At 36.6% G+C, this 23,866-nt stretch carries 22 protein-coding genes; 7 read left to right on the top strand and 15 right to left on the bottom strand.

The genetic code is table 11. From position 1 onward, the window contains the following. Positions 1-119: 119 nt before the first annotated feature. Complete coding sequence (locus BC008_RS39630; protein WP_027841723.1) at positions 120-1,454, bottom strand: TrkH family potassium uptake protein; 1,335 nt, start codon at positions 1,452-1,454, stop codon at positions 120-122. Positions 1,455-1,600: 146 nt separating this feature from the next. On the opposite strand from BC008_RS39630, the gene BC008_RS39625 reads away from it, so the two are divergent. The 5 genes from BC008_RS39625 to cobA all read left to right on the top strand — a co-directional run bounded on the left by BC008_RS39625 (position 1,601) and on the right by cobA (position 6,773). Beyond that, a complete protein-coding gene (locus tag BC008_RS39625; protein WP_027841722.1) occupies positions 1,601-2,443 on the top strand; it encodes a methyltransferase domain-containing protein in 843 nt (280 codons plus the stop codon). 268 nt (positions 2,444-2,711) lie between these two features. Further along, positions 2,712-3,641 carry a homogentisate phytyltransferase gene (locus BC008_RS39620; protein ID WP_027847005.1) on the top strand — a complete coding sequence of 310 codons (930 nt, stop codon included), beginning with the start codon at positions 2,712-2,714 and terminating at the stop codon, positions 3,639-3,641. Between the two features lie 122 nt (positions 3,642-3,763). Further along, positions 3,764-4,225 (top strand): tetratricopeptide repeat protein, encoded by a 462-nt coding sequence (locus tag BC008_RS39615; RefSeq protein ID WP_027847006.1) that lies wholly within the window; start codon positions 3,764-3,766, stop codon positions 4,223-4,225. 237 nt (positions 4,226-4,462) lie between these two features. Beyond that, complete coding sequence (locus BC008_RS39610) at positions 4,463-4,765, top strand: MGMT family protein (RefSeq protein WP_027845269.1); 303 nt, start codon at positions 4,463-4,465, stop codon at positions 4,763-4,765. Between the two features lie 346 nt (positions 4,766-5,111). Beyond that, positions 5,112-6,773 carry a uroporphyrinogen-III C-methyltransferase gene (gene cobA, locus BC008_RS39605; protein WP_027845270.1) on the top strand — a complete coding sequence of 554 codons (1,662 nt, stop codon included), beginning with the start codon at positions 5,112-5,114 and terminating at the stop codon, positions 6,771-6,773. Positions 6,774-7,014: 241 nt separating this feature from the next. Here the strand turns inward: cobA and BC008_RS39600 are convergent, their stop codons facing one another. The 7 genes from BC008_RS39600 to hypD form a co-directional block, all read right to left on the bottom strand. Further along, a complete protein-coding gene (locus tag BC008_RS39600) occupies positions 7,015-8,199 on the bottom strand; it encodes a hypothetical protein (RefSeq protein ID WP_063800855.1) in 1,185 nt (394 codons plus the stop codon). An 873-nt stretch (positions 8,200-9,072) separates the two neighbouring features. Continuing rightward, positions 9,073-10,908 carry a polysaccharide deacetylase family protein gene (locus BC008_RS39595; protein ID WP_058184588.1) on the bottom strand — a complete coding sequence of 612 codons (1,836 nt, stop codon included), beginning with the start codon at positions 10,906-10,908 and terminating at the stop codon, positions 9,073-9,075. Positions 10,909-11,363: 455 nt separating this feature from the next. Then, positions 11,364-12,200 carry a hydrogenase nickel incorporation protein HypB gene (gene hypB, locus BC008_RS39590; RefSeq protein ID WP_027845271.1) on the bottom strand — a complete coding sequence of 279 codons (837 nt, stop codon included), beginning with the start codon at positions 12,198-12,200 and terminating at the stop codon, positions 11,364-11,366. Beyond that, on the bottom strand, positions 12,191-12,532 hold the full coding sequence (gene hypA / locus BC008_RS39585; RefSeq protein WP_027845272.1) for a hydrogenase maturation nickel metallochaperone HypA: 342 nt from the start codon (positions 12,530-12,532) through the stop codon (positions 12,191-12,193). Before hypA ends, hypB begins: the two co-directional genes overlap by 10 nt. A 177-nt stretch (positions 12,533-12,709) precedes the next feature. Next, positions 12,710-13,813, bottom strand: a complete 1,104-nt coding sequence (gene hypE, locus BC008_RS39580; RefSeq protein ID WP_027845273.1) for a hydrogenase expression/formation protein HypE — start codon at positions 13,811-13,813, stop codon at positions 12,710-12,712. A gap of 696 nt (positions 13,814-14,509) precedes the next feature. Further along, positions 14,510-14,725: a tautomerase family protein gene (locus BC008_RS39575; protein WP_027845274.1), complete on the bottom strand. Its 216-nt coding sequence runs from the start codon at positions 14,723-14,725 to the stop codon at positions 14,510-14,512. A 76-nt stretch (positions 14,726-14,801) separates the two neighbouring features. Continuing rightward, the gene (gene hypD, locus BC008_RS39570; protein ID WP_036267181.1) at positions 14,802-15,947 is read right to left on the bottom strand and encodes a hydrogenase formation protein HypD; all 1,146 of its coding nucleotides are present in this window, start codon (positions 15,945-15,947) and stop codon (positions 14,802-14,804) included. On the opposite strand from hypD, the gene BC008_RS50910 reads away from it, so the two are divergent. Continuing rightward, a complete protein-coding gene (locus tag BC008_RS50910; protein ID WP_153009739.1) occupies positions 15,919-16,230 on the top strand; it encodes a hypothetical protein in 312 nt (103 codons plus the stop codon). The two genes, hypD and BC008_RS50910, sit on opposite strands and share 29 nt — an antisense overlap. On the opposite strand, the gene BC008_RS39565 is transcribed toward BC008_RS50910, so the two are convergent. Together BC008_RS39565 and hypF are read right to left on the bottom strand one after the other, a co-directional pair. Then, positions 16,195-16,449 (bottom strand): HypC/HybG/HupF family hydrogenase formation chaperone, encoded by a 255-nt coding sequence (locus tag BC008_RS39565; protein WP_027845904.1) that lies wholly within the window; start codon positions 16,447-16,449, stop codon positions 16,195-16,197. The genes BC008_RS50910 and BC008_RS39565 overlap by 36 nt on opposite strands. 14 nt (positions 16,450-16,463) lie before the next feature. Beyond that, positions 16,464-18,887, bottom strand: a complete 2,424-nt coding sequence (gene hypF / locus BC008_RS39560; RefSeq protein ID WP_027845903.1) for a carbamoyltransferase HypF — start codon at positions 18,885-18,887, stop codon at positions 16,464-16,466. Between the two features lie 395 nt (positions 18,888-19,282). On the opposite strand from hypF, the gene BC008_RS39555 reads away from it, so the two are divergent. After that, positions 19,283-19,765 carry a lysozyme inhibitor LprI family protein gene (locus BC008_RS39555; protein ID WP_036267712.1) on the top strand — a complete coding sequence of 161 codons (483 nt, stop codon included), beginning with the start codon at positions 19,283-19,285 and terminating at the stop codon, positions 19,763-19,765. A 58-nt stretch (positions 19,766-19,823) separates the two neighbouring features. Here BC008_RS39555 and BC008_RS39550 read toward each other — a convergent pair whose 3' ends face one another. From BC008_RS39550 to BC008_RS39530, 5 genes are all read right to left on the bottom strand, one after another. Beyond that, a complete protein-coding gene (locus BC008_RS39550; RefSeq protein ID WP_058184586.1) occupies positions 19,824-21,047 on the bottom strand; it encodes an NHL repeat-containing protein in 1,224 nt (407 codons plus the stop codon). A gap of 146 nt (positions 21,048-21,193) precedes the next feature. Next, the gene (locus BC008_RS39545; RefSeq protein WP_027845900.1) at positions 21,194-21,682 is read right to left on the bottom strand and encodes a NifU family protein; all 489 of its coding nucleotides are present in this window, start codon (positions 21,680-21,682) and stop codon (positions 21,194-21,196) included. A gap of 175 nt (positions 21,683-21,857) precedes the next feature. Continuing rightward, a complete protein-coding gene (locus tag BC008_RS51890) occupies positions 21,858-22,082 on the bottom strand; it encodes a hypothetical protein (RefSeq protein WP_027845899.1) in 225 nt (74 codons plus the stop codon). An 8-nt stretch (positions 22,083-22,090) separates the two neighbouring features. Next, complete coding sequence (locus tag BC008_RS39535) at positions 22,091-22,357, bottom strand: hypothetical protein (RefSeq protein WP_027845898.1); 267 nt, start codon at positions 22,355-22,357, stop codon at positions 22,091-22,093. 249 nt (positions 22,358-22,606) lie between these two features. Next, positions 22,607-23,572 (bottom strand): tetratricopeptide repeat protein, encoded by a 966-nt coding sequence (locus BC008_RS39530; RefSeq protein WP_027845897.1) that lies wholly within the window; start codon positions 23,570-23,572, stop codon positions 22,607-22,609. Between the last annotated feature and the right edge of the window lie 294 nt (positions 23,573-23,866).

Raw genomic sequence — 23,866 nt, 5'->3', positions numbered from 1 at the left:
CTGTATAGCACTACATCGCGAGGTTAGGACATTTATAAATCCTAAAGTCTATATATAGTAAGTTTATGTCCTACGGACACGCGATGCTAATGACTTTTTACTTGCACGTAGCGCTATATCTATCCCACAAGTAAATTTTCCTCAGGATAGTGGATACTAGTAGGTCGGGGATCGCCAAGAATCGCAGACATTAATAGCAGCACCCCAACTCTACCAATATACATGGTGACAACTAAAATCAACTTAGCTGGAATTGATAAAGCAGCAGTAATACCAGTTGAAAGACCAACTGTAGCAAAGGCAGATACTACTTCAAAGAATATTTCTAAAAATGATAAACTCGAATCAGTAAGGGAAATAACAGTAGTAACAACAATCACTGTTGCAACTGAGCCAACTAAAACACCAATGGCTTTGAGGACCAAAGGAATTGGGATTCTACGTTTATACAGCAAAACCTCCTCTTTTCCCTGCAAAATAGTTTTGGTACAACTAGTTAACACTCTCAAGGTGGTTGTTTTCATTCCCCCACCAGTACCACCAGGACATGCACCAATAAACATAAAAGCTATTGTGATAAATAACCCGGTATTAGTCATGCTACCAATATCAATACTGTTAAAACCAGCAGTTCTAGTAGTAACTGATTGAAACAAAGCTGCTAAAAACTTTCCGTCAAAATTTAAGCTTTTTAATGTTTCAATGTTTCTTAATTCCACACCAAAAAATGCAACAGTTCCAACTGCTAACAAAAATACAGTGGTGCTAATAGCTACTTTAAAATCTAAAGAAAAAATTTGATTTTCTCTTCTTCCCTGAAATCGATCGCGCAACCAAACAAAAGTTTCTAAAATTACTTGATAACCAATACCGCCAAAAATAATTAACCCACTAATAGTCAATATCACTAGTTTTGAAGACTGATATCCCGACAAGCTATCAGCAAACAGGCTAAAACCAGCATTATTCCAAGCGCTAACGCTATGGAAAATAGCTAGCCATAGTCCCTTAGCCCATCCATGTTCGGGTACGAATCCCCGAAGTAATAATAATATGCCTGTAATCTCAAAAATTAGGGTAGTAGCAATAATCGAACGAATAATTTTGGCGCTACCTTGCATCCCCCTACGGTCTAAAGCTTGCTGAATAGCCATCTTCTGTCTGAGGTCAAATCTACGCCCAGTTAGCAGAATCAGAAAGGTCGTAGTGGTCATATAACCCAAACCACCAATCTGAGCTAGCAGCAAAATGAACAGTTGACCCCAAAATGAAAAATATGTGCCAGTATCCACCACAGCTAAACCAGTAACGCAAACAGCCGAAGTAGCCGTGAATAAAGCAACAATAGGGTTATTCCAATTACCGCTGCTGGTAGAAAAAGGCATCATCAATAAAATAGTCCCAACAGCAATAACTGTGAGAAAACCAAAACAAATTGTACGAGAAACAGTCATTTAAAAATACAAAAACAAATGATTATACAGGATGATTTAGTTGGTACTATCCCGACGGAGAAAAACACCCTAATTCAAATAAAAACACATGGTAGCCTAACTTTATGTAGTTTTAAATTCTAACTTTTCTTAACATTGCTTACTTCATGAGTGCAACAATATACCAACAAATCCAGCAATTTTACGATGCTTCTTCTTCATTATGGGAAGAAACTTGGGGCGAACATATGCATCATGGTTTCTATGGTGTAGATGGTAAAGAGGAAAAAGACCGCAAACAAGCACAAATAGACCTGATTGAGGAAATACTTAGTTGGTCGGGGGTAGAACAAGCAGAAAACATTTTAGATGTAGGTTGTGGGATAGGAGGTAGCAGTTTATATCTTGCAGCAAAATTATGTGCTAAGGCGACAGGTATTACTTTAAGTCCGGTACAAGCGAAACGAGCAAACCAACGCGCTCGTGAACTAGGTTTTGCTGCTAGAACAAATTTTCAAGTTGCAGATGCTCAAGAAATGCCATTTGCAGATAATTCTTATGACTTGGTATGGTCACTTGAAAGTGGCGAACATATGCCAGATAAAACCAAGTTTATCCAAGAATGCTATCGCGTGCTCAAACCTGGCGGAAAACTTATCGTAGTAACTTGGTGTCATCGACCTACGGATCGATTACCCCTAACAGCACAAGAAGAAAAACATTTAGCTGAAATTTATCGGGTTTATCACTTACCTTACGTGATTTCTTTACCAGAATATGAAGCGATCGCTCGGAATATCTCTTTAAACAATATTCGTACTGCTGATTGGTCGCAAGCTGTAGCGCCATTTTGGGATTTAGTGATTCAATCAGCCTTCAATCCCAAAGCAATTTTCGGTTTGTTGACATCTGGTTGGGACACAATACAAGCTGCTTTGTCTTTAGGTTTAATGAGCGAAGGTTACAAAAGTGGGTTAATTCGCTTTGGCTTACTTTACGGGACGAAGTGAGTAATAAGTAATGAGTAATAAGTAATGAGTAATAAGTAATGAGTAATAAGTAATGAGTAATAAGTAATGAGTAATGAGTAATGAGTAATAAGTAATAAGTAATGAGTAATGAGTAATGAGTAATGAGTAATGAGTAATGAGTAATGAGTTATTCATTTCCCAGTCGCTATATGCTGCGCTAACGCCAATCTCTAATCCCCATGGCGGGCACGCAGTGCTATCACCATATGGCTAACACCACGTTACCGCTAACGCTAATCCCCAAATCATGAGTCAAATAACTAAACAATTAAGATCTCAAAGTAATTGGTTTTATTCTTTGTGGAAATTTTCCCGCCCACATACGATTATTGGTACAACCTTAAGCGTATTAGGCATATATTTGATAGTAATTTCTTTACTACCAGATTCTGAATTAAAGTTAGGAGTGTTTTTTGGTACTTGGATTTCTTGTTTGCTTGGAAATATTTATATTGTCGGATTGAATCAGCTTGAAGATGTGGCGATTGATAGAATTAACAAGCCACATTTACCACTTGCTTCGGGAGAATTATCGCTGCGTACAGGTAGGATAATTGTTACAAGTACAGGTATTTTATCTCTGCTTCTTGCTTGGTATCTGAGTCCGTTTCTGTTGGGAATGGTATCTATTAGTTTGGCAATTGGTACCGCTTATTCTTCACCACCAATTCGCTTAAAACGTTATCCTTTTTTAGCTGCATTATGTATTTTCTCAGTGCGAGGAACCATTGTAAACTTGGGTTTATTTCTGCACTTTAGTTGGGTATTTAAACAATCACAAATTATTCCACCACCAGTTTGGGCACTAACTTGGTTTATCCTAGTTTTTACCTTTGCGATCGCTATTTTTAAAGATATCCCTGATGTTGATGGCGATCTTGAGTACAATATCACTACTTTTACTATTCAATTAGGAAAAGAAACTGTTTTTAATTTGGCACGTTGGGTTTTAAGCGTCTCTTATGTCGGCATAATTTTAGTTGGGTTTTTGGATCTTGAGTTTGTTAACTCCTCTTTTCTAATGTTTTCCCACTTAACTGCGTTGATTTTAATGTGGTTTAAAAGTAGAGACCTAGATTTGCAAGACAAAATTGATACAACTAGTTACTACCAATTTATTTGGAAGTTATTCTTTGTTGAATATTTGATTTTTCCTTTTGCGTGTCTTTTGGCTTAAATCAACTAACTTCTTAGTAGTTATTTCAATCGCTACTTGTTATTAATTTAGTTCTTTAATTCCTAAATTTTGGGAAAACAAAATTTTTTACCCTTACTATCAAGACGTAATAATTGAAAATGATGCTGGAAAATTTACAATCAAATAATATTTTTGCGGTTGCTGTAGTTGCGGGTAGTATAGTTCTCTTAATTTACTTTGCTATTAAGACTTTAATCACCTCTAATCGCTTTCAGAAAGGCATAGATTTATATCAGCAACAAGATTATAAAGGTGCAGAAGCTGCATTTCGTAGAGTAATTGCAATTAATTCAACAAATGATGTTGTTCATCTATTCTTAGGTGATAGCTTGATGAAACAAGGTAAAGTTGCAGAAGCTGCTACTGAATTTAAAGAAATCATTAATCGTGCACCGAAAAAAGCTGAAGCTTATTTACGTTTAAGTAATGCTTTGATGGAAGAAGAAAAGAAAGAAGAAGCAATTAGTAATCTCAAAAAAGCCCAGGAATTATTACAAGCACAACGCCAACCAATAAAAGCTAAGAAAGTTGAAGAATTATTGCAGAAAATTAGTCAGAAGTAGGGGATTGGTAATAAGTAACAAGTAATAAGTAATAAGTAATGAGTAATAAGTAACAAGTAACAAGTAATAAGTAATAAGTAATGAGTAACAAGTAATAAGTAATAAGTAATAAGTAATAAGTAATGAGTAATGAGTAATAAGTAATGAGTAATAAGTAATAAGTAATGAGTAATGAGTAATGAGTAATAAGTAATAAGTAACAAGTAACAAGTAATGAGTAAATGATAACTGAGAACAATGTCTACATACGAGCGGATATATGAAGTAGTGCGCCAGATTCCTAAGGGAAAAGTAACTACTTATGGTAATGTTGCTGATTTAGCTGAACTCTATGGTAAAGCGCGCTTGGTAGGTTATGCTCTTTATCAAGTTGATAAGGATTCAGATATTCCTTGGCATCGGGTAATCAATGCTAAAGGTGAAATTTCCTATTCTCCACTACGTCGAGGTATGGACTATCTGCAACGAAATTTACTTGAAAATGAAGGTATTGAATTTAGTGCAGAAGGCAAAATTAATCTCAACAAGTATAAGTGGTAGTTGGGGATAGCACTGCGTGCCGCCTTGCGGCATATAGCGACGGCGACTGAGGATTGCTAATGGATAATTGGTTATCGTTAATTGCTAACTGAGAACCGTTAGCGGCTAGTGTAAGCGTACCGGTTTGGACGCGTCTAAAGACGAATGCACGCGGCTTGCGCCGTTAGCGTAGCAATAGCAATGCCTTACCTGCGGATCTGCCGTCGCCATAAAAGCTCTAGGTATTGCGTGCGCAATCTAGTGTAAGGGTACTGTAAGTATTGCGCATTAACTGTAGCCCGTAAGGGCGTGGCGCAAGCCATAAACTGTTAACTGACAACTTTAACTGACAACTGGTGATAGGTGAATGGGAGAACATAAGGGTAAGGTTTACCTTGTAGGTGCTGGACCAGGAGATATAGGATACTTAAGTTTGAGGGCTTATCAGCTTTTAGATCATGCTGATGTATTGGTATATGACGCCCTTGTAGATGCTAGTTTACTGGATTTGGTACCAAATAATTGCTTGAAGTTGGATGTAGGTAAACGCGGTGGAAAACCTAGTACTCCCCAAAATATAATTAATCAAATATTAGTTAAGTATTGTCAAGAAGGTAAACAAGTCGTTCGACTGAAGTCAGGAGACCCATTTATTTTTGGACGCAGTGCAATTGAAATTAATGCTTTGCGCAAAGAAGATTGTGAATTTGAAGTCGTACCTGGAATTTCCTCGGCTTTAGCTGCACCTTTATTGACAGGGATTCCTCTCACTGATAAAGTTCTCAGCCACTGTTTTGCTGTATTTAGCGGTCACGAACCAAATAACCTTGAGTGGGAAGCACTATCAAAAATAGACACATTAGTAGTTTTGATGGGTGGACGCAACATTACTGAAATAGTGAAGCGACTACAACAACATGGGCGTTCACAAAATACACCAATTGCTATTATTCGTTGGGCTGCAACAGCACAACAAGAAGTGTGGACGGGAACCTTAGAAACTATTCTGAAAAAAGTATCCGGAATAAATCTCTCACCAACAGTGGTTGTTATTGGTGAGGTCGTGGGGTTACGCTCGTTTCTAGAATTTGAGACTATGTATCTAAGGAATCCACTTAAGCGAGCATTACACTCGAAGAAAATGGCTATTCATGAAACAGAAAAACCCCGATCTACCGGTTCACAAGCTGTTACTTCTAAAAATTCGCAGCTTCCCCTTAATGGTAAAACAATTCTAGTGACCCGTGCCACTGGACAGTCAAGTGAATTTAAAAAACTTTTAAGTACATCAGGTGGCAATGTTATTGAAATGCCAGCATTGGAAATTGCTCCACCTTCTAGCTGGGAGGCTTTAGATGCTGCGATCGCGAATTTAGCTGATTTCCATTGGTTAATTTTGACTTCTGTTAATTGTGTAGATTATTTCTTTGAAAGATTGATCGCACGGGGTAAAGATATACGCGCACTTGTTAATACTAAAATTGCTGTAGTGGGGGAAAAAACTGCTCGAAGCCTTAAAAAACGTTGTTTACAACCAGATTTTATTCCACCAAATTTCATTGCTGATTCTTTAATAGAACATTTTCCAGAAGAACTAACAGGTAAAAAGATTTTGTTCCCCAGAGTTGAAAGTGGTGGTAGGGAAGTTTTAGTTAGGGGATTGACTGCACAGGGTGCACAAGTACTAGAAGTTGCAGCTTACCAATCTTGTTGTCCCCAGGGTGTTCCTCCTTCCGCTGAGTTGGCTTTGCAAAGTGGAGCGGTAGATGTGATTACTTTTGCTAGTTCTAAAACCGTAGCATTTTTCTATGAATTAGCAGAAAAAATATTTGCTGAAAATACTGGAGATACCCAATCATCTTTGTTGTCCCATTGTTTAGAAGGAGTTTGTATTGCTTCTATTGGTCCACAAACTTCTAAAACCTGCAATTCCTTAATTGGGCGCGTTGATGTTGAGGCACAAGAACATACCCTAGATGGGTTACATCAAGCACTCATTGAATGGGTTACAAATTACTCACACAATTAGTAATCAAAATGTAGAGACGTAGCAATGCTACGTCTTTATCGATAGTTTATTTGCATTTCATAAAAACTACGCAAAATTGTAGATTTATATATATTTTTGAGGATGGGTACCAACACTCAACAATCGTTAAATTCCCATCATAAAACACTGGTTTATATTCAAAAGATATCATGCAGAAAGATTACTCCGAGCTACCTGGTCAGCGGTAATAGCAACAGGTAAAAGTGGGCTGTGGAGAAAATCAAGGTTCCAATTGTGCTTTCAATAGTGCTGAATCAGTTTCTCCCGTCATCGGATGATAATTTGAGTCTTCTTCGGGGTAAAAAGGAACTTCGACTAACTCATCCTTTTGACACATTTCCTTACGCATGTGGTAAAACTCTGCTTCAATATTTTGAGTGTAATTTAGCAAAAGAGGTTTGTATTTTGGAGAGGTGCGTTTTTCTATCTGTTCAAATAAGATTTGTTTGGATTTATCTATCATTTCCCATCTCACTCCAACATTTGGCATAACCATTACACACAAGCGTACCAATTCCTGTTTTACAGATTGCTGATTTCCCTCTAGTACACATAGCCACAAGTAAGCTTGGAACATGTCGAAGTCACGAAGACAAGAGTGTGCTACATCTGGATTGCCCAATCCTCCTCTTGCACTACGATGAGCGGGAAACGATTCTAAAAGTTTCCAGTAAACTGTCGAGCTAATTTCAGAGGTTTGAGGAAACATTTGTTCAACTAAAGCTAAAGGCTCTGAGTCTCGTTCATGTTGGGCTGCTGCTGCACAGATTCGTTGCCAGGGAATGGCGACATGTTCTTCAATAAATTTAAAGTAAGGACATACCAATACTTTTTCAACTGACGTCAACTGGTTGACAAGAAATTTGTTTGTAAAATTGAATAATGTTGTAAGAAAGCCAACCACACGCCAATTTTTTGCCATCAAGTGTAAGTCTTGATATTTAAACAGCAAAGCTTCTAATTGATTTGCTAAATCTTCTACTTTTGGGATTGTAGATAAGGTAAGATTAAATTGATCAGAGTCATTGATTGTTGCTTTTAGATTTTTTGTAGTGTTGACAACAACTCCATACTGCTGTTGATAGGACTCTAATAATCTTTGATAAATTTGAAACGCGAATTCAGTAATTCGCTGCCCCATATGAAATTCACCAATAATCTCGGGGATATAGTCGTATAGAGATTGTGCTTGAGTGGCAATCTGATTGGTTGTGCGATCTAAGGAATTATTCAATAATTTAGCAGCTGTTAGAGATCGAGATTCCGGCGAAGCTGCATTTATCAATTCTCCATAGAATTTAGGATTTTGGGAGAGAGAAGATATGTCAACTGTGTAACGCTTTCCCCAAAGTTCAATCATGCGCTCAGACGAAGGAGTTCTAGTAATATCAACTATTTGAAACATGCAGATATTTAAAAATTTAAGGTAGGGAACATTTAGTAACAATATACATCCATCAGATGACTAAAAAATCTAATCTTCTGTCATTTTTTTATACTGATTCAATTTAGCTAGGATTAAGTTGTTAAATGTAATACCTTGCAATTAAGATGTATTAATTTAAGTATCGTAAAATTTAAAACAATTTCCCCAAATATTAACTATCAAATAGATTCTGAAAAGTGTGGACGTAATAAAACGACAATAAAGAATTAAAATAATTGATTGTTTTAATAATATCAAAAGTTAATGTTAAAACTATGTGACATTTTTGACTGCTTTGTCGTACTGACGGGCTTAGTTACAGACTAAAACTGAGCAAAAAAAGCACAAAGGTAAATACATTTAATTTTACTATAAGTAGTATAAGAATTTAAATAAAAATTAGACAAAGAAGGAATCACAAATTTTTTTCAATTAAAACATAAATAAGAATTAGCTTTTATATTGATATTACTTGTATAGCAATCCTAAATCATTCGTGTTAGCCGCATCAAAGATGAACGCGTAAGCGTACCGTAGGTAAGAACCGATATTGTAGAGCTTTTAATGAACTAGTAAAATATTAACTAAAAATTAAATTAAAAAGTTCCACGATTTTTACATACAACTGATTTCATTTAAGTGAAGTACACATATTTTTTATAATGTAGGGAACAGGGGAAATGTACCTCATTTACTTGCAAAGTGCTGTATAAACAAAATAAATAAACAAAAACGGAACAGTGAATGCGTGTGATGGGGCTTTGAAAACCCCCACCAACATTTACCATCAACGCTTGTGGGGGACTTAAACCCAATATTTTTATTTATTAGGGACCAGGAAAAAGGTGATGTCTACCTGTTCCCTGCTTTTTGTTTCCCATTATCTTCTTGTTTACTTAAATTTTCATCCGTTTCTGAAGACTCAATAGGAGTATTAGCTGGAAATAAAGCAACTACATGAGGAACTGGACGGGGTTTGTATCCCACCAGCGATTCACCCTTATAAGCTAAGGAAGTACTTGCACCAGAGTCCAACATCACTGCTTCTTGTAAACCAGCTTCAGCTAATACTTTTCCTAGTCTTACTGAATCAATTGGTTTTGCACTAACTCCAATAGTTGGTTGTCCATTTTGATTAATACCCCAAAAAGCCCGGAAACGTATTGCGTCAAAACCATAAAGGTCACCAAATGTTTCTCTAGGTTGAGGTTCTCCGTTTTTGACTAACCAAGCAGCAGCGACAAAAGCATCATTAACAGAATTTAGTTCCGATTGTATCCCTTCCAAGGTGTTATGTTTCTCGGAATTAAAAAACACAAATTTTGCCATTTTGTTGTTAATCAAAACTAGAGGACGACCTGTTAATTTGGGAATTTCTCCAGGATTCCCAGGAATAAAACCTTCACCTCGTTGGCTTAAAACTGGTCCAATCATCACATTGGAGTTGAGGTATTTAAGAGAGAAGAAACCACCATCTACTGCAGCAACAGCACCTGTATTTTTGATAATGTCTGGAACCTGATAGCGAGTATCAGCATGAATAGTTTCAGGTTTACCGCCAGAAATTAAGATTAGGGGAGTTCTACCAATTCTAACTTTTTCTTTGTGGATTGTTGCTTGGAAGTCGAAACCACACTTTGGTAATGATGGACCACCTGAAGCTTGCTTAACAATTTCCTCTAAACTAGACTGACCAAAACGACCGATTGCAAATAAGTCTTTAGACTCACCAGCAAATATTTCCTTATTGTCATCCATTGCTAATGCAGCTACATACCTGGCTTCTTTAACAAGCTCTTTTACTCTATCATTGTGCTTCCCGGCTGGATAAGTAAAGTAATCAATAGATTCCCCTAATTCCCTTTCCAGAATATTTTTAGACTCTACGATTTCTTCCTGGAGTTCCTCATCAGACATCTTTGTCAAGTCTTGAGGGTGGGTTTTACTGTGACTGGAGATTGTAACTAATGGAGACTTTGACATTATTTTTAATTGCTCCCAAGTTACATGGGAACGACCTGTATCGATCCCCATATTTTTGGTGTAAACAGAAAATACAGCTGGATAGTTATATTTTTGCAATAAAGGATAAACATACTCGTAGTGACCCCCATAACCATCATCAAAGGTTAATAGAATCGGTTTTTCTGGTAAGGGATTTCCAGTACGTAAATGAGTAATTAGTTGATGTAAGCTAATGGGGGTTAACCCTTCTGATTTAATTAGTTCAAAATCCGCTTCTAATTCTTTAGGGGTAACGTCAAAAAATACTTCCTTCTTCGGTAGGATGTCATGATACATGACTACCGGAACTTTAGCTTTTTGCGCTCGCTCATGGATATTTGGGAAAGGTGCAGCTGTCAAAGTCAAAGTATCGGGGTAATCAGTACTTTTGAAGGTTATTTCTGCTGCAACTGATGTTTTATCGTTATCGGGCTCAAAATTCCTCCCGACAGTTTCGTATTTATCGCAAAATTGCTCTAATGCAAGTGGCTTTTTAATATAATTATTAACGTTTAAAGTCTTAGGTACTTCTAATTCATTTAATGATAAAGAAAAATTACCAATTCGACTAATAAATAAACTTAAAGGAAGAACTAAACCTGGAACTACCAATGCAAGACCGAAGAAAGCAACGTATCTGTAACGTTTATTTGGTCGGGAAGATTTATTATTTTTAGGCACCATGTTTATAGCTAAAAAATGTTAGCAAATAAGAACCAAACTCAACCGTTGCAAACACATGCAATTATATTATTCTCGTAATAAGATTTCGCTGTTAGGCGATAAAGAAGAGAATAAGGAGTAATTAAGAAATTATTGATAAATAATAGGGAATCGTTTATAGAAATCTTAAGTGTCAAGAAATCTAACTTAAAACTCTGATTTAAAACTATTTAAGCTGTCGCCTAATCTTTAGATGCAACACACCAAACTGAAGGATAGGTAAATGTAATGCTTTACAGCATATGTATTTGCCTCCTAGTATGTAGCAATTAAATTGAGATTGAATTGAAATATATTACAGAGCAAAAATAATTTGCGATGAAATCATTAATTAAATTCCAATCGCATTTACATATAATTTGACTTGAATTAAAAATTCAAGTTTTCAATTTTTCAAGTTTTCAATTTTTTAAGTTTTAAGCTGAACGTTTATTAGTAGCATTTTTAACAATCCAATTATACCAACTTTCTAAACCATTGCCAGTATATGCTGACAACTGAAATATTTTAATTTGTGGGTTGATTTGACGTGCGTATTCTATACAACTTTCCAGGTTAAATTGTAGATATGGGATTAAGTCAATTTTCGTAACAATCATAACTTGGCTGCTACGAAAAATATGGGGATATTTGATTGGTTTGTCTTCTCCTTCAGTTACAGAAAGTATGGTAACTTTGAAGTTCTCTCCTAAATCAAATAAAGCAGGACAAACTAAATTTCCTACATTTTCGATCGCCACTAAGGAATTATTGGGCGGTTGGAGTTTTTGCAAACCCTTCTGTATCATTGTCGCATCTAGATGGCAACCTGTTCCCGTATTGACTTGTATTACAGGACAACCAGTTTCTTGAATTTTTTTTGCATCATTGAAGGTTTCTTGATCCCCTTCAATCACACTAATACTCAAATGTTGTTTTAAATCATTAATAGTACGAGTTAAAAGGGTAGTTTTCCCCGCACCAGGAGAACTCATTAAGTTTAATGCTAGGATACCTCTGTGATTGAGCCATCTGCGATTTTGGGCTGCAATTGAATTATTCTTAGCCAGAATATTTTTTTCTAAAGATATAGTTGTACCATGCTGCTGAGCATGAATTTCTGAAGCTGGTTTGGCATGGTACTCGTGGCTGTGAGAATGGGTAATGACTGTACCATCACTTAAAGTATGAGAATGAATTGTCTCTACTTCACCTTTGTGGAGATCGGTTATTTTTGTATTTCCATTATCAGAACAGCCACAAGTTACACACATATTTCCTCCACTTCTATTTCTTTAATTTTTAATTCTTCACCGGCAACTACGTCTATTTTTGAGCTTCCACAATTACATCTAAAAACATATTGCTCTAAAGTAAATTCCGCTCCACATTCACAACAGTGTCCTACACCGGGAGTTTCTAAAATCTCCAGTTTAGCTGAGGCTAAAACAGTACCTTGAGACACCACATCAAAGCAAAATCGTACAGATTCAGGCATAATTGCTGAAAGTTGACCAATTTCTAATAACACGCGATTTACTTTCTTTCCTTGAGCGTGTTCTGTGACAATAGCCACAATGTTTTTAGTGATTCCAAGTTCGTGCATTATTAGGGATTAGCGATTAGCGACTGGGGATAGCCCGCCCGCCGCCTTGCGGCATATGGGTATTAGGGACCAAGGATTGGAGATTGGTGACTGGTAATTATTAAGTAATTCTCATTACTCATTACCCATTACCAATTACCTATTAACAATTAACAATTAACAATTAACAATTAACAATTAACAAATTCTCGGTAGTTGCTCGCCAACAAGCATATCCAGTATGCGATCGCTACCGAAACTAGTTTTTAATAGGACTACACCGGTCGGTGAGGAAATGACTTCGCCAATAATCCGAGCATTTTTCCCGAAGGGGTGGGAGTGCATTGCAGCTAAAACAGTTTCGGCATTTTTAGATCCGACGACGACTACTAATTTACCTTCATTTGCAAGATATAAGGGGTCTAAACCAAGAATTTCGCAAACACCTTTGACTTCTTCACATACGGGAATACATTCTTCCTTTAAGCGAATTCCCACATTAGAACTCAGAGCAAATTCGTTTACAACCGTTGCTAAACCACCCCGAGTAGCATCCCGCATTGCACGAACTTCAGGACAAATATCAAGGATTGTTTTGACTAAATCATGTAGTGGTTGACAGTCACTTTCAATATCAGTTTCTAGAGCTAACTCCCCACGGGCAATTAAAATAGCAGCACCATGATTCCCTAGTTCACCATTAATAATTACCGCATCTCCAGGTTGAATATTGTTGGCAGAGATACAAACATCAGGGCGAATTATGCCGATTCCGGTGGTATTGATAAATAGTTTATCTGCCGCACCACGGTGGACAACTTTAGTATCACCAGTAACTATTTGAACGCCTGCTTTTTTTGCCGCACTTTTCATACTTGTGGCGACACGTCGTAAAGTTTCTACAGAAAATCCTTCTTCTAAAATAACGCTGCAAGTAAGATATAAGGGTTTAGCACCACTAACAGCTAAATCGTTAACAGTTCCATTAATAGCTAACTCCCCAATATCAGAGCCAGGAAAAAATAAAGGATCTACAACATAGGAATCAGTGGTAAGAGCCAGTTTATCCCCATGTTCCATTAAACTTGCGATATTAAAACTTGCTTGGTCTTCTAACTGGGAAAGAATCGGATTATCAAAAGTATCAACAAAAATATCATCAATTAAATCTTGCATGGCTTTCCCACCACTACCATGTGCGAGGGTGATGTTACGCTCGCGTACTTTACCTCGGCGACGGCGGACTCTTTCTATATTTTGAAATAACGAATTATGTGATGCATTATGTGAAGTTATTTTCATATTAATTTCCTGTTCTTAAATACAGAGTAAAACTACTTAATAGGATTAATTTGTTTTTTTAATGACTTTGATTTTGACCGCTTACAACTTATGACTTATTTTAATCATTTGTAAATTAGAAAATATTCATTTCCTAGCATTGAGAACAGTACTAATGAATCATATTAATTCTCTCACTTTACAGATTCCCGTAATATTCCTTCTTCCTTAAAACCAAGAGATTGATAAATATTTATAGCACGCTGGTTGTTTCAATTATGTCCAAATATAAGCTATGGGCTTTGTGCTCTTCAAATATTTTTTTAGTATGAGTATTAATGCTTTTTTCCCATATCCTTTTCCTGGCTCAGTAATAATAATTCGAGTTAATTCAATAAAACTATTAGAAGATGTTAAACCAGATATAATAGCATAACCTTTTGTTTCGGCAGAACTATTTTCAATGATGAAATATTGCTTGTCAGGATGATTTAAGTTTCGTGTATATTCTTCCTTGGTCCATTAAAAAACAAAGTTAATGAATTCATCTCGGTTTTCTTGCTTAAGAATAAATTCAATATCTTTTAAGTTAGCAGCCCGTAATTGCATTTGCTATAATTTTAGGTTTTCAAGGTACATTAATTTAAAAACTAATGCACCTCAAATTTAAAATATTTTACAGTTAATATTTTGATTAGTTCTAAACACCTTTTCCAATTAAACACCTTTTTCAAGGTGTCTACCTTTGTGTTTATCCGAGTGGAGCGTACCGCCAACAGCCCAATTATCTCGTTCAAACTCATCAATGTGAACGGTTACCCATTCAGGCTTTGTACCCATAGTCGCAACCAAAGTGTCAGTAATTGCTTTTGCTAATTCTCGCTTCTTTTCAATGGAGTGACCTTTAGCAATTTGAACTGTAACAAATGGCATAATAAATCCTCAAATAATAGTTCTTATTAAGATAAGTAGGAAGATTTTTCAGCGATTTTTTTAACTTAAATTTATTTTATTTGATTAATTTTTCCGGAATGGAGCGATCAGCATTACGAATTTGAGATAATCGCCCATATTTGTAATAAGCTGCACAAGCACCTTCGGAAGAAACCATACAAGCACCAATTGGGTTTTCTGGAGTGCAAGCAGTTCCAAAAACTTTACACTCCCAAGGTTTTAATACTCCCTTAAGGATTTCCCCACATTGACAAGCTTTATGGTCAGCAACTGTAAAATAGGGAATAGTAAATTTTTGTTCGGCGTCGAATTGATCGTATTCGGAACGAATTTTTAACCCAGAATGAGGTATTTCACCTAAACCTCGCCATTCAAAAGTTTCTCGAACTTCAAATACTCGATTAATTGCTTCTAAAGCTTGATGATTTCCAGTTTCTGTTACTAGACGGTTATATTGGTTTTCAACCTCACAACGTTTTTCTAAAAATTGCCACAACAACATCCAAATTGACTGGAGAATATCTACAGGTTCAAAACCGGAAACTACAACTGGCTTGTGATATTTCTGGGGAATAAATTCATACGGTTGAGTTCCTATAACCATACTCACATGACCGGGTCCAATAAAACCATCGAGCTGTAAGTCAGGGTTATTTAGTAATGCTTTTAGAGCAGGAATCACAAGTACGTGATTGCAAAACATACTAAAATTTGGAATATGTTCCGCTGCTGCTTGCAAAATAGTTAAAGCAGTACTAGGAGCAGTAGTTTCAAAACCAATGCAGAAAAATACTACTTCTTTATCGGGATTATCTTTAGCAATTTGCAGACAATCTAAGGGTGAGTAAACCATACGAATATCTGCACCCTTCGCTCTCGCTTGTAGCAAACTATTTTTAGAACCAGGCACTCGCATGGCATCGCCAAAAGTTGTTAAGATAACATTAGAATTTTCAGCAATAGAAATAACATCATCTAATCTACCTTTCGGCATTACACATACCGGACAACCAGGACCGTGAATTAATTCAATTGTATTTGGTAAAATCTCCTCAATTCCATATTTAAAAATCGAATGAGTGTGACCCCCACAGACTTCCATAATTTTTAGGGGTCTACCTATCATGTGAGATAGTTTTCCTATTTGCCACAATAAGGCTTCACATTTATAATTGTCGCGAAATTCATCAACATATTTCATATTTATTAGAAGTCAGGAGTTAGAAGTCAGGAGTCAGGAGTTAGAAGTCAGGAGTCAGGAGTCAGAAGTCAGAAGTCAGAAGTCAGGAGTCAGAAGTCAGAAGTCAGAAGTCAGAAGTCAGGAGTCAGAAGTCAGAAGTCAGAAGTCAGGAGTCAGAAGTCAGGAGTCAGAAAAATTAATTCATCACTCATCACTCATCACTCATTACTTATTACTTATTACTTATTACCAATTACCAATTACCTCTTCAATAATCAACCATCAATTCCGCCATTTCTTCTAATAGCTCTAATGTTTCTGCTGCTTCTTTTTCGTTAATACGATTCATAGCAAAACCAACATGAACTAACACCCATTCCCCAACACAGGATTGAGGAGGATGTTCTTCATCTACGATGCAAGCAATGTTAATTTGGCGTTTGACTCCACCGATGCTGACAGTTGCTAATTTATCGTTGGTGTCATTAATTTCTATAATTTGACCGGGAATTCCTAAGCACATTTTTCTGTTCCCCGTTAACTTTTTTCTTTAACATTTCTTGCTGCTGCAATTACTATTTGTCCTAAAGACAAGTTACTATCATTTGGTGGAATCAAACTATGAGTTAATATTTTTATTCCTAAGGAACTGAGATATCTGGTTGTTTGTTGTAACAAAGTTTTGTTTTGAAATACTCCTCCTGTGAGTGCAACTCGATCTATAGGATATTTTTGGCGGAGTAAATCAACGATTCGTGTAATAGCGTTCGCTAAACTTAAATGAAATTTTGTCGCAATTATTTGTTGACCTACATGAAATTGGAGATCATTTAGTAAGGCTTTCCACATGGGATGTGGGTCCATATAGTAAATTTTATCTAAGTTTTTGATTTGGAAAGGATAAGTTTGATTTTTTTCACAATTCTCTAAATTTTTATTGTTAATTAATGCTTCCATTTCTATAGCAGCTTGTCCTTCATAGCTACATTCTTCTGGGCAAATACCGATAGCTGCTGCGACCGCATCAAATAAGCGTCCTACTGATGAGGCGAGGGGAGAATTAATTTGTTTTTGTTGTAATTGATTCAGCAAGAATAGTGGTTTTGATTCTAGGAAATTGATAATTTCTAAGTTGCTATATTTTTGTTCTAATTCTTGCCAATTGAAATCAGATATTAAATGAGCATAGGTATTACGCCAAGGTTGATAAATAGCTTTTTCTCCACCAATCATTGCTATAGGTTTAAAGGTTGCAAGGCGGGTAAATTGGCGGTAATCTACTAATAAAAATTCTCCACCCCAAATAGTTTCATCCTCGCCGTAACCTAAGCCATCTAAAGCAATACCTAAAATCGGAGAAGTATTTAAAGGGATATTATTTTCTGCCATACAAGCAGCAATATGAGCGTGATGGTGTTGGATATTTTCTAACTTTATTTGATTCGCATTCGCGAGTTCTTTTCCCAGTTTACTGGAAAGATATTCTGGGTGTTTGTCTATAGCTATGATCTTGGGGTGATGTTCGAATAGATTCAAATATAAATGTAATGCTTCTTGATAGGCTTGAAATGTGGCAGCATTTTCTAAATCGCCTAAATATTGGGATAAAACTGCTCGTCCATTTTGTAATAAACAAAAAGTATTTTTTAACTCTCCACCCATACCGAGAATTGGCGCTACTTTTTTAAATCCAGGTGGTAAATTAAGGGGTGCTGGTGCATATCCCCTAGCCCGACGCAGAGTTAAAAGTCTTTTACTTTGTGTATTTCCCTTTGAGTTATCGTTAACCACTCGAACAACTGAGTCATCTACGCGATTGAGAATATCTCGGTTATGGAAGATAAAATAATCAGCAATTTTATTTAATTTGGTTTTTGCTTCATTATTATCAATACATTGTGGCTCATCAGAAATATTACCGCTAGTTAAAACAATTGGACGCTCCATCCGTCGCAATATTAAGTGATGTAAGGGCGTATAAGGTAACATAAAACCCAAAGTGTTTTGACCCGGTGCGACGGATTTAGCGATCGCAGGAAACTTTTCTTGACTACTAATTTCCCGATTTCCATTCCCCAATCCCCATTCCCTAATCCCCAATAACACAATGGGTGCTGCAGGACTTTCAAGTAATTCTCGTTCTTTTGGATTGAGAATACAGTATTTTTCAATTATTTTTATATCTCTTGCCATTAAAGCAAAAGGCTTACGAACGCGTCGTTTGCGATCGCGTAGTTTTTGCACTACGGCTTCATTGGTCGCATCACAAGCTATATGAAATCCACTTAAACCTTTAATTGCTACTATTTCACCTTTCTGCAACAGGCTACAAACAGCATCAATGTCATCTACCATTGAAAACATCGCTGCTGTAATGGGTTTACCATCAGCACGCTCCAACCAGACTTGAGGACCACAAGTATAACAAGCAACAGGTTGGGCGTGAAAGCGACGGTTTGTCACGTCGTTATATTCTTGCTTACATTGCGGACACATAGAAAAGGCTGCCATGCTCGTGTTGTCACGGTCATAGGGTATAGCACGAATAATACTCAGACGCGGACCACAATTAGTACAGTTGGTAAAAGGATAACGATAGTAACGGCTGAGTGGATCGAAGACTTCTTTTTGACATTGGGGACAAGTTGCTGCATCGGGAGCTATTTCTGTTTTGACTTTTGTAGTGATGCTGTCAGAAATGACAAAATCATCATAGTCAAATTTTCCTTGATAGGGAGTTCGTTTGAGTCGATCAATTTTTGCTAATGGCGGACATTCTGCGTACAACCTATGGATAAATTTTTCTATAGATGTTTTACTACCAGATGCTTGAATTAAAACCCCTTCACCATCATTGCAAATATTTCCTTTTAATTCGCAAGCTTTAGCAAGACGATAGACAGTAGGACGAAAACCTACTCCTTGGACTGTACCGCAAATTCTAATTTCTTCTATAGGCATATTTTATTTTGATTAATTGTGTAGGATGTGAAGCGCATAAGTTTAAGTATTTACAAAAGGTTTAAGCATTATAAACAAATGTCAATTCAGTAACATAGGAGTCAGTGTATAGGTTAGGACATCATATCTTGCTTAACAACGAAAAGGGAACAAGAGTAATATGTTTATTTTATTCATTGTTGGTTGCTATAGGTGCTAAAGTGCCGCAGTGAGGCTATTGTGTCCCTTGAGTATTAACATCTCGCATCATAAAACATTAATTACTTTTAATATCTCAGTATTAATTTCAATATTCTTAATGTGTTAATCAAAGCCAATAAGCAATGTAAATTTTTCAAACATATGGTTATTTTTTATGCTTTTATCTTATTAGTGCAAGATTATGGGATGATTCTATGCGCCGAATATTACCCGTTTTAATATGCATTGTATCTGTAGGTTGCGTTGCAAAAACTACTACTAAGCTAGAGAAAACCTCAGAAATACCTCAAGCATCACAAGTATCAAAAACAAAAGAAACATCAGAATTAACGCCAGTAAAAGAAACAGTTATAGCTCAAGGACTTAACTGCGATGATGCTGGAAATTTAAATCAGCAACAAATGAATCAATGCGCTCAAATATCTTATAAGGAAGACGATAAAAAATTGAATCAAGCCTATCAAGAGTTGCTACCAAAATTACAGGAATCAAGACGCAAAAAACTGGTCGCAGCACAGCAGGTATGGATAAGATTTCGCGATACTAGCTGTGATTTTGAAAGAAGTTCGGTTGAGGGAGGTACACTGGCTCCTACTATTTATTATGGTTGTTTAGGAGAAACTACACAAGCACGGACAAAAAAATTAAAGCAGTACATAACCGAAGCTGCTAATTAATTTGCACTTATTTTAGGTGCTCAAGTATGTCGTCCGTGGTCTTCCCAATACATCCTCTTTAGAGAAAAGAAAGAGGGGAATATATTAAAATGCGGTTGTTGCCTGAATCGCTGATTACTGTCTTGTTACCACATGTACTAATTCCGTATGACCAATTAAGACTATTTCTAGTTGGTAATCCATAATCTCGGTTTTCTCCTTTGCTTTGAAAGTTGTTTTGTCCGATCGCAATATCAGCTGCTTTTCCCTGCAAAGATTCTATCAACGAGGGTTTTTTCCAAGCTAATAATCGAGAATTTGCCGTATCTGCAACTAATAACCAATCTTGGTTTTTATTTTGAGTTTGACTTTGAGTTTGATTCTGAATTACAGCAACTCCATAGGGCATACTTAAACTACTAGCATTAGGAAAATAAACCCCTTGATTCATTTCTACAGAAATAAAGTTTTTTTGTCCCAAAACTACTTTGCAAGGAGTATTGTTTGCTGTTGGTATTCCTTCCCAGATCATAACGCGATTATTGCCTGCATCAGTTACAACCAGATGCTCTCCCCATAAGGTAATGTCATGACACCAGCGCATACTTGATGCTGAAGGGCGATCACCACCATTCTCATTGTGAGAAATCATATCAGGTTGTCCTAAGACTAAGTCTGCAGATTGACCGTTTTCTTCCGGTAACTGATGCCAAATTAATACTCGTCGATTCCCAGTGTCGGCAACAAACAATTTATTGTGAATGGAAAAAACACCATAACACCAATTTAAGGTATTGGCGGCAGCATCTTTTTGACCTCGGTTAGCCTGGTTATCAGTAAAATTAGCTTGACCTAAAACTAGATCAGCTGGAACATTATTATCTTCTGGTAAGGTTCTCCAAATCAAAACTCTATGATTCCAAGCATCGGCGACTGCTAAACCTTCTCCAAATTTACATATACCTGTGGGAACACTAAAAGTTGTTTTTCCTGCTATACCTTTAGCATTTTGTCCCTCATGGCAAAAATCTGGTTGTCCGATTACCCAATCAGCCGGTTGATAATCGGTAGCCGGAATATTTCGCCATCCCAATAGGCGATGATGTCCTGTATCTGCAACCCACAAAGGACCATTTTCCGATATTAAACAAGCTCCTCGAGGTCCAAACATATTTATTTTGCTTGGTGCGATCGGAATAGCTAATTCCCCTGGCTTAATACTATGTCCTAAAATAACTGCCGCACCTTTAGGTGACATTAGAGGGGTATGGGAAATAGGTATAGAACATGGGGAATCGGACATAGGAAATAAATCAACGAGCTAAATTAACTGTCTAAATTAACTGTGAAATTCTTGAGGGTTGAAAATCCTCCTTTTAAGGAGGAACAGTAAAAAACCTTAAAACTTAAATCTTGTTATGGAGGGAGAATGAGATTTAAGTCGTTTCTTTATCGAACTGCAATAACCTGTTTGATTTCAGGACAGTGGTCTTGAATAGATTCTTCAACAAGTTGGGATAGGGTTAACTCAGAGGCAGAACAATGACTACAAGTTCCAGTCAATCTGACTTCCACTGTATCTGGTAATTTGATTGAAACCAATTCTACATCACCATAATGGCTTTGTAGGCGCGGTCGAACTTGATCAAGAGCTGTTTGAACCCGTAGCTGTAAGGGAGATTTAACTAGTCCGTGGTATAGCAACACTCCGTAGACAACCTCATCTTCAACAGCTTGACGTAAAACTGGCATTGATTCTTGTTTGATATTCTTAATCAATCGTGTCAATGCTTCTTTATGCAAGTCTTCAATAGCCCTTTGTATACCAACTACCACACACCGTTGGCTTTCATCCCATTCAGAAATAATAGTTTCAAAGCGATTGATTTCCTTTACCAATTCATCAATGCTTGCAGGTTCCAATTCAGTATCATTCATTTTTGTTCGGTATGATAAAAATTCATAAGAGATATTTTGGGAAGAAGAGAAAACCCGTGCTTTTGAATCGGGAAAGGTAATGAGTTACCCGTAGAAAATGTTTGAGACCTGGAAAGAACTATTTGTTTGATGTGTAATATTCAATTCCCAATCCATAATCCCCAATACCTAATAATTACTTAATTTTGAAATCCTTAAGTAAGAATGGCATCATGCTCCCAGGAATGAAACTAGATATTGCGATTGTACCCCAAAAAGGAATTGAAGTTTGGGACAACCACATTAGTAATAACAGGGAAATACTAAAACCAATTCCAATCTGTTGGAAAAAGTAGATTGGATCTCTTAGCATTTTGCCTTTAAAAAATAACTTGGTAGAAAACCAGCCAATCTCTAACATAAATCCTCCTATAAATCAGCTAAGAAATTGAGAACAAATAAACCTACAAGTGTTGCGGGAATTACGCTAGCAGTACCAAATATTCCACCAAGAATAGCGGAGAACTTATAGCCCAAATCTTTTCCGGCTAAAATCATTCCCCCAATAGCACCACCAGTTAAAGATACAAGTGCTGCCAATATTAACCACACTAATCCTGTAGTTAAATTGATTTCACCAGCGGCTAAATTCGTCACTAATTCTTGTACTGTTGGGTTAGCCAAAATTTCAGACATATTTTTTCTCCTTTTGAATAGCAACTACAGAATAAAGATATTTACTTCTAGGAGTTACACAAAGAAAAACTAAAACACTATATAGAATTAATATTTATTTAATTTCTTTATCACCAATTACCAATTACCCATTACCCGTTACCCGTTACTGTGCGCTGTGTACACTTACGTGTCCCGCTAGACCGCGCCGCGAGCGGCGAATGCTAACGCGCCTCACCTACGTCAACATTACTCATTACTTATTACTTATTACTCATTCCCGGCTTCCAATTCTTGTAATGCTTGACTGACAACTTGTGCCTGTTCATCTTGTTTATTTTTAATAAAAATCTCAAATGCTTGTTGATAATAATTAATTGCTTCTTGGAGATTTCTACTATTTCCTGATTCCGGTTTTTCTGGATTATCTGGTAAGTTAATTAGAGCATTAGCTTTATTCGCAATTGTATTTGCATATTCTAAAGGTGTATCTTGAGCGTTACGTATTTTTAGCGCCTCGTCATAAGCGGTAACAGCCCGCAAATTATTCTTGAAGGGATGGGAAGATGGTAAATATTGCAGTGCATTACCCAGATTATTTTGCAACATTGCATATTCTTTCGGGTGTTCGATCAGGTTAATGTGCTTCAATGCAGTTTCAAATGACTGTACCGCTAAACCTTCATATAAATATTGTTGTTGCGAACCTGTAGACATAGAAAGATATGCGATCGCAATATTATTATGCAAAATAGCGTATTCCTGGGGGTACTCTTGATAGGTAAAGACTCGCAAAGCTTGTTGATAAATTTGGATGCATTCCGTAAATTGAGCTAATTTAAACGGTATAAGTGATTGCAATACCAAACCCAAATTCATTTGTGCTTCTGCTAATTCTGGGGGTGAAGCTAACTCTTGTAAAACTGGTAAAGCCTCTTGGTAATTGGTTTTAGCTTGTAAAAGTAATTGTGTTCCATTATCTGGAATTGTCCTTAAAGCATTGGCTTTACCTAGTTTAGCTCGAGCTTTTAGAAGAGGATGTTCCCCTTGACATAGTTCATCAGCTTTATCGTACAGTGCAACTGCATTCCATACATCATTAGCAGTTTTGGGCTTTTTAAGAACCCCCTGTGCGATCTCAATCAGCATCTCAATTTTTTCTGATGTGGTTGCTGAAGTTTCGGTAATAGCTTTCATCGCTGCTTTAACAGCTGAATCTGTCATACTGGGGATCATTACCAATTTCCTCGACGCAGGTGAATTAATAGCAGTAAGGTTATGTAAAGGGAACAGGAAACAGTAAACAGGGAAGAGAGAAAAATTTTCCTAACCCAAAAATTGGTTGCTGTATGGCGTTATGAATTCTATAAATGAGTATCTTTTTTACCTAAAACAACCAATAGTTCTAATTCAACCTTGGTATTACAAAATCAGGAATTAAAACAAACTCTAATCTTTATTATAGCAACCGCCAGGTTAGCTAGGACGCTAAAGTCAAGACATGCTCCATGGCTTCTCGCAGTGTTCCAA

Origin of the sequence: Mastigocoleus testarum BC008, from assembly GCF_001456025.1 — a bacterium.
In the GTDB taxonomy this organism is placed as follows: Bacteria; Cyanobacteriota; Cyanobacteriia; order Cyanobacteriales; family Nostocaceae; genus Mastigocoleus; species Mastigocoleus testarum.
Note: the sequence above shows the minus strand (reverse complement) of the source record. Positions and strands in the feature narration are given on the sequence as shown.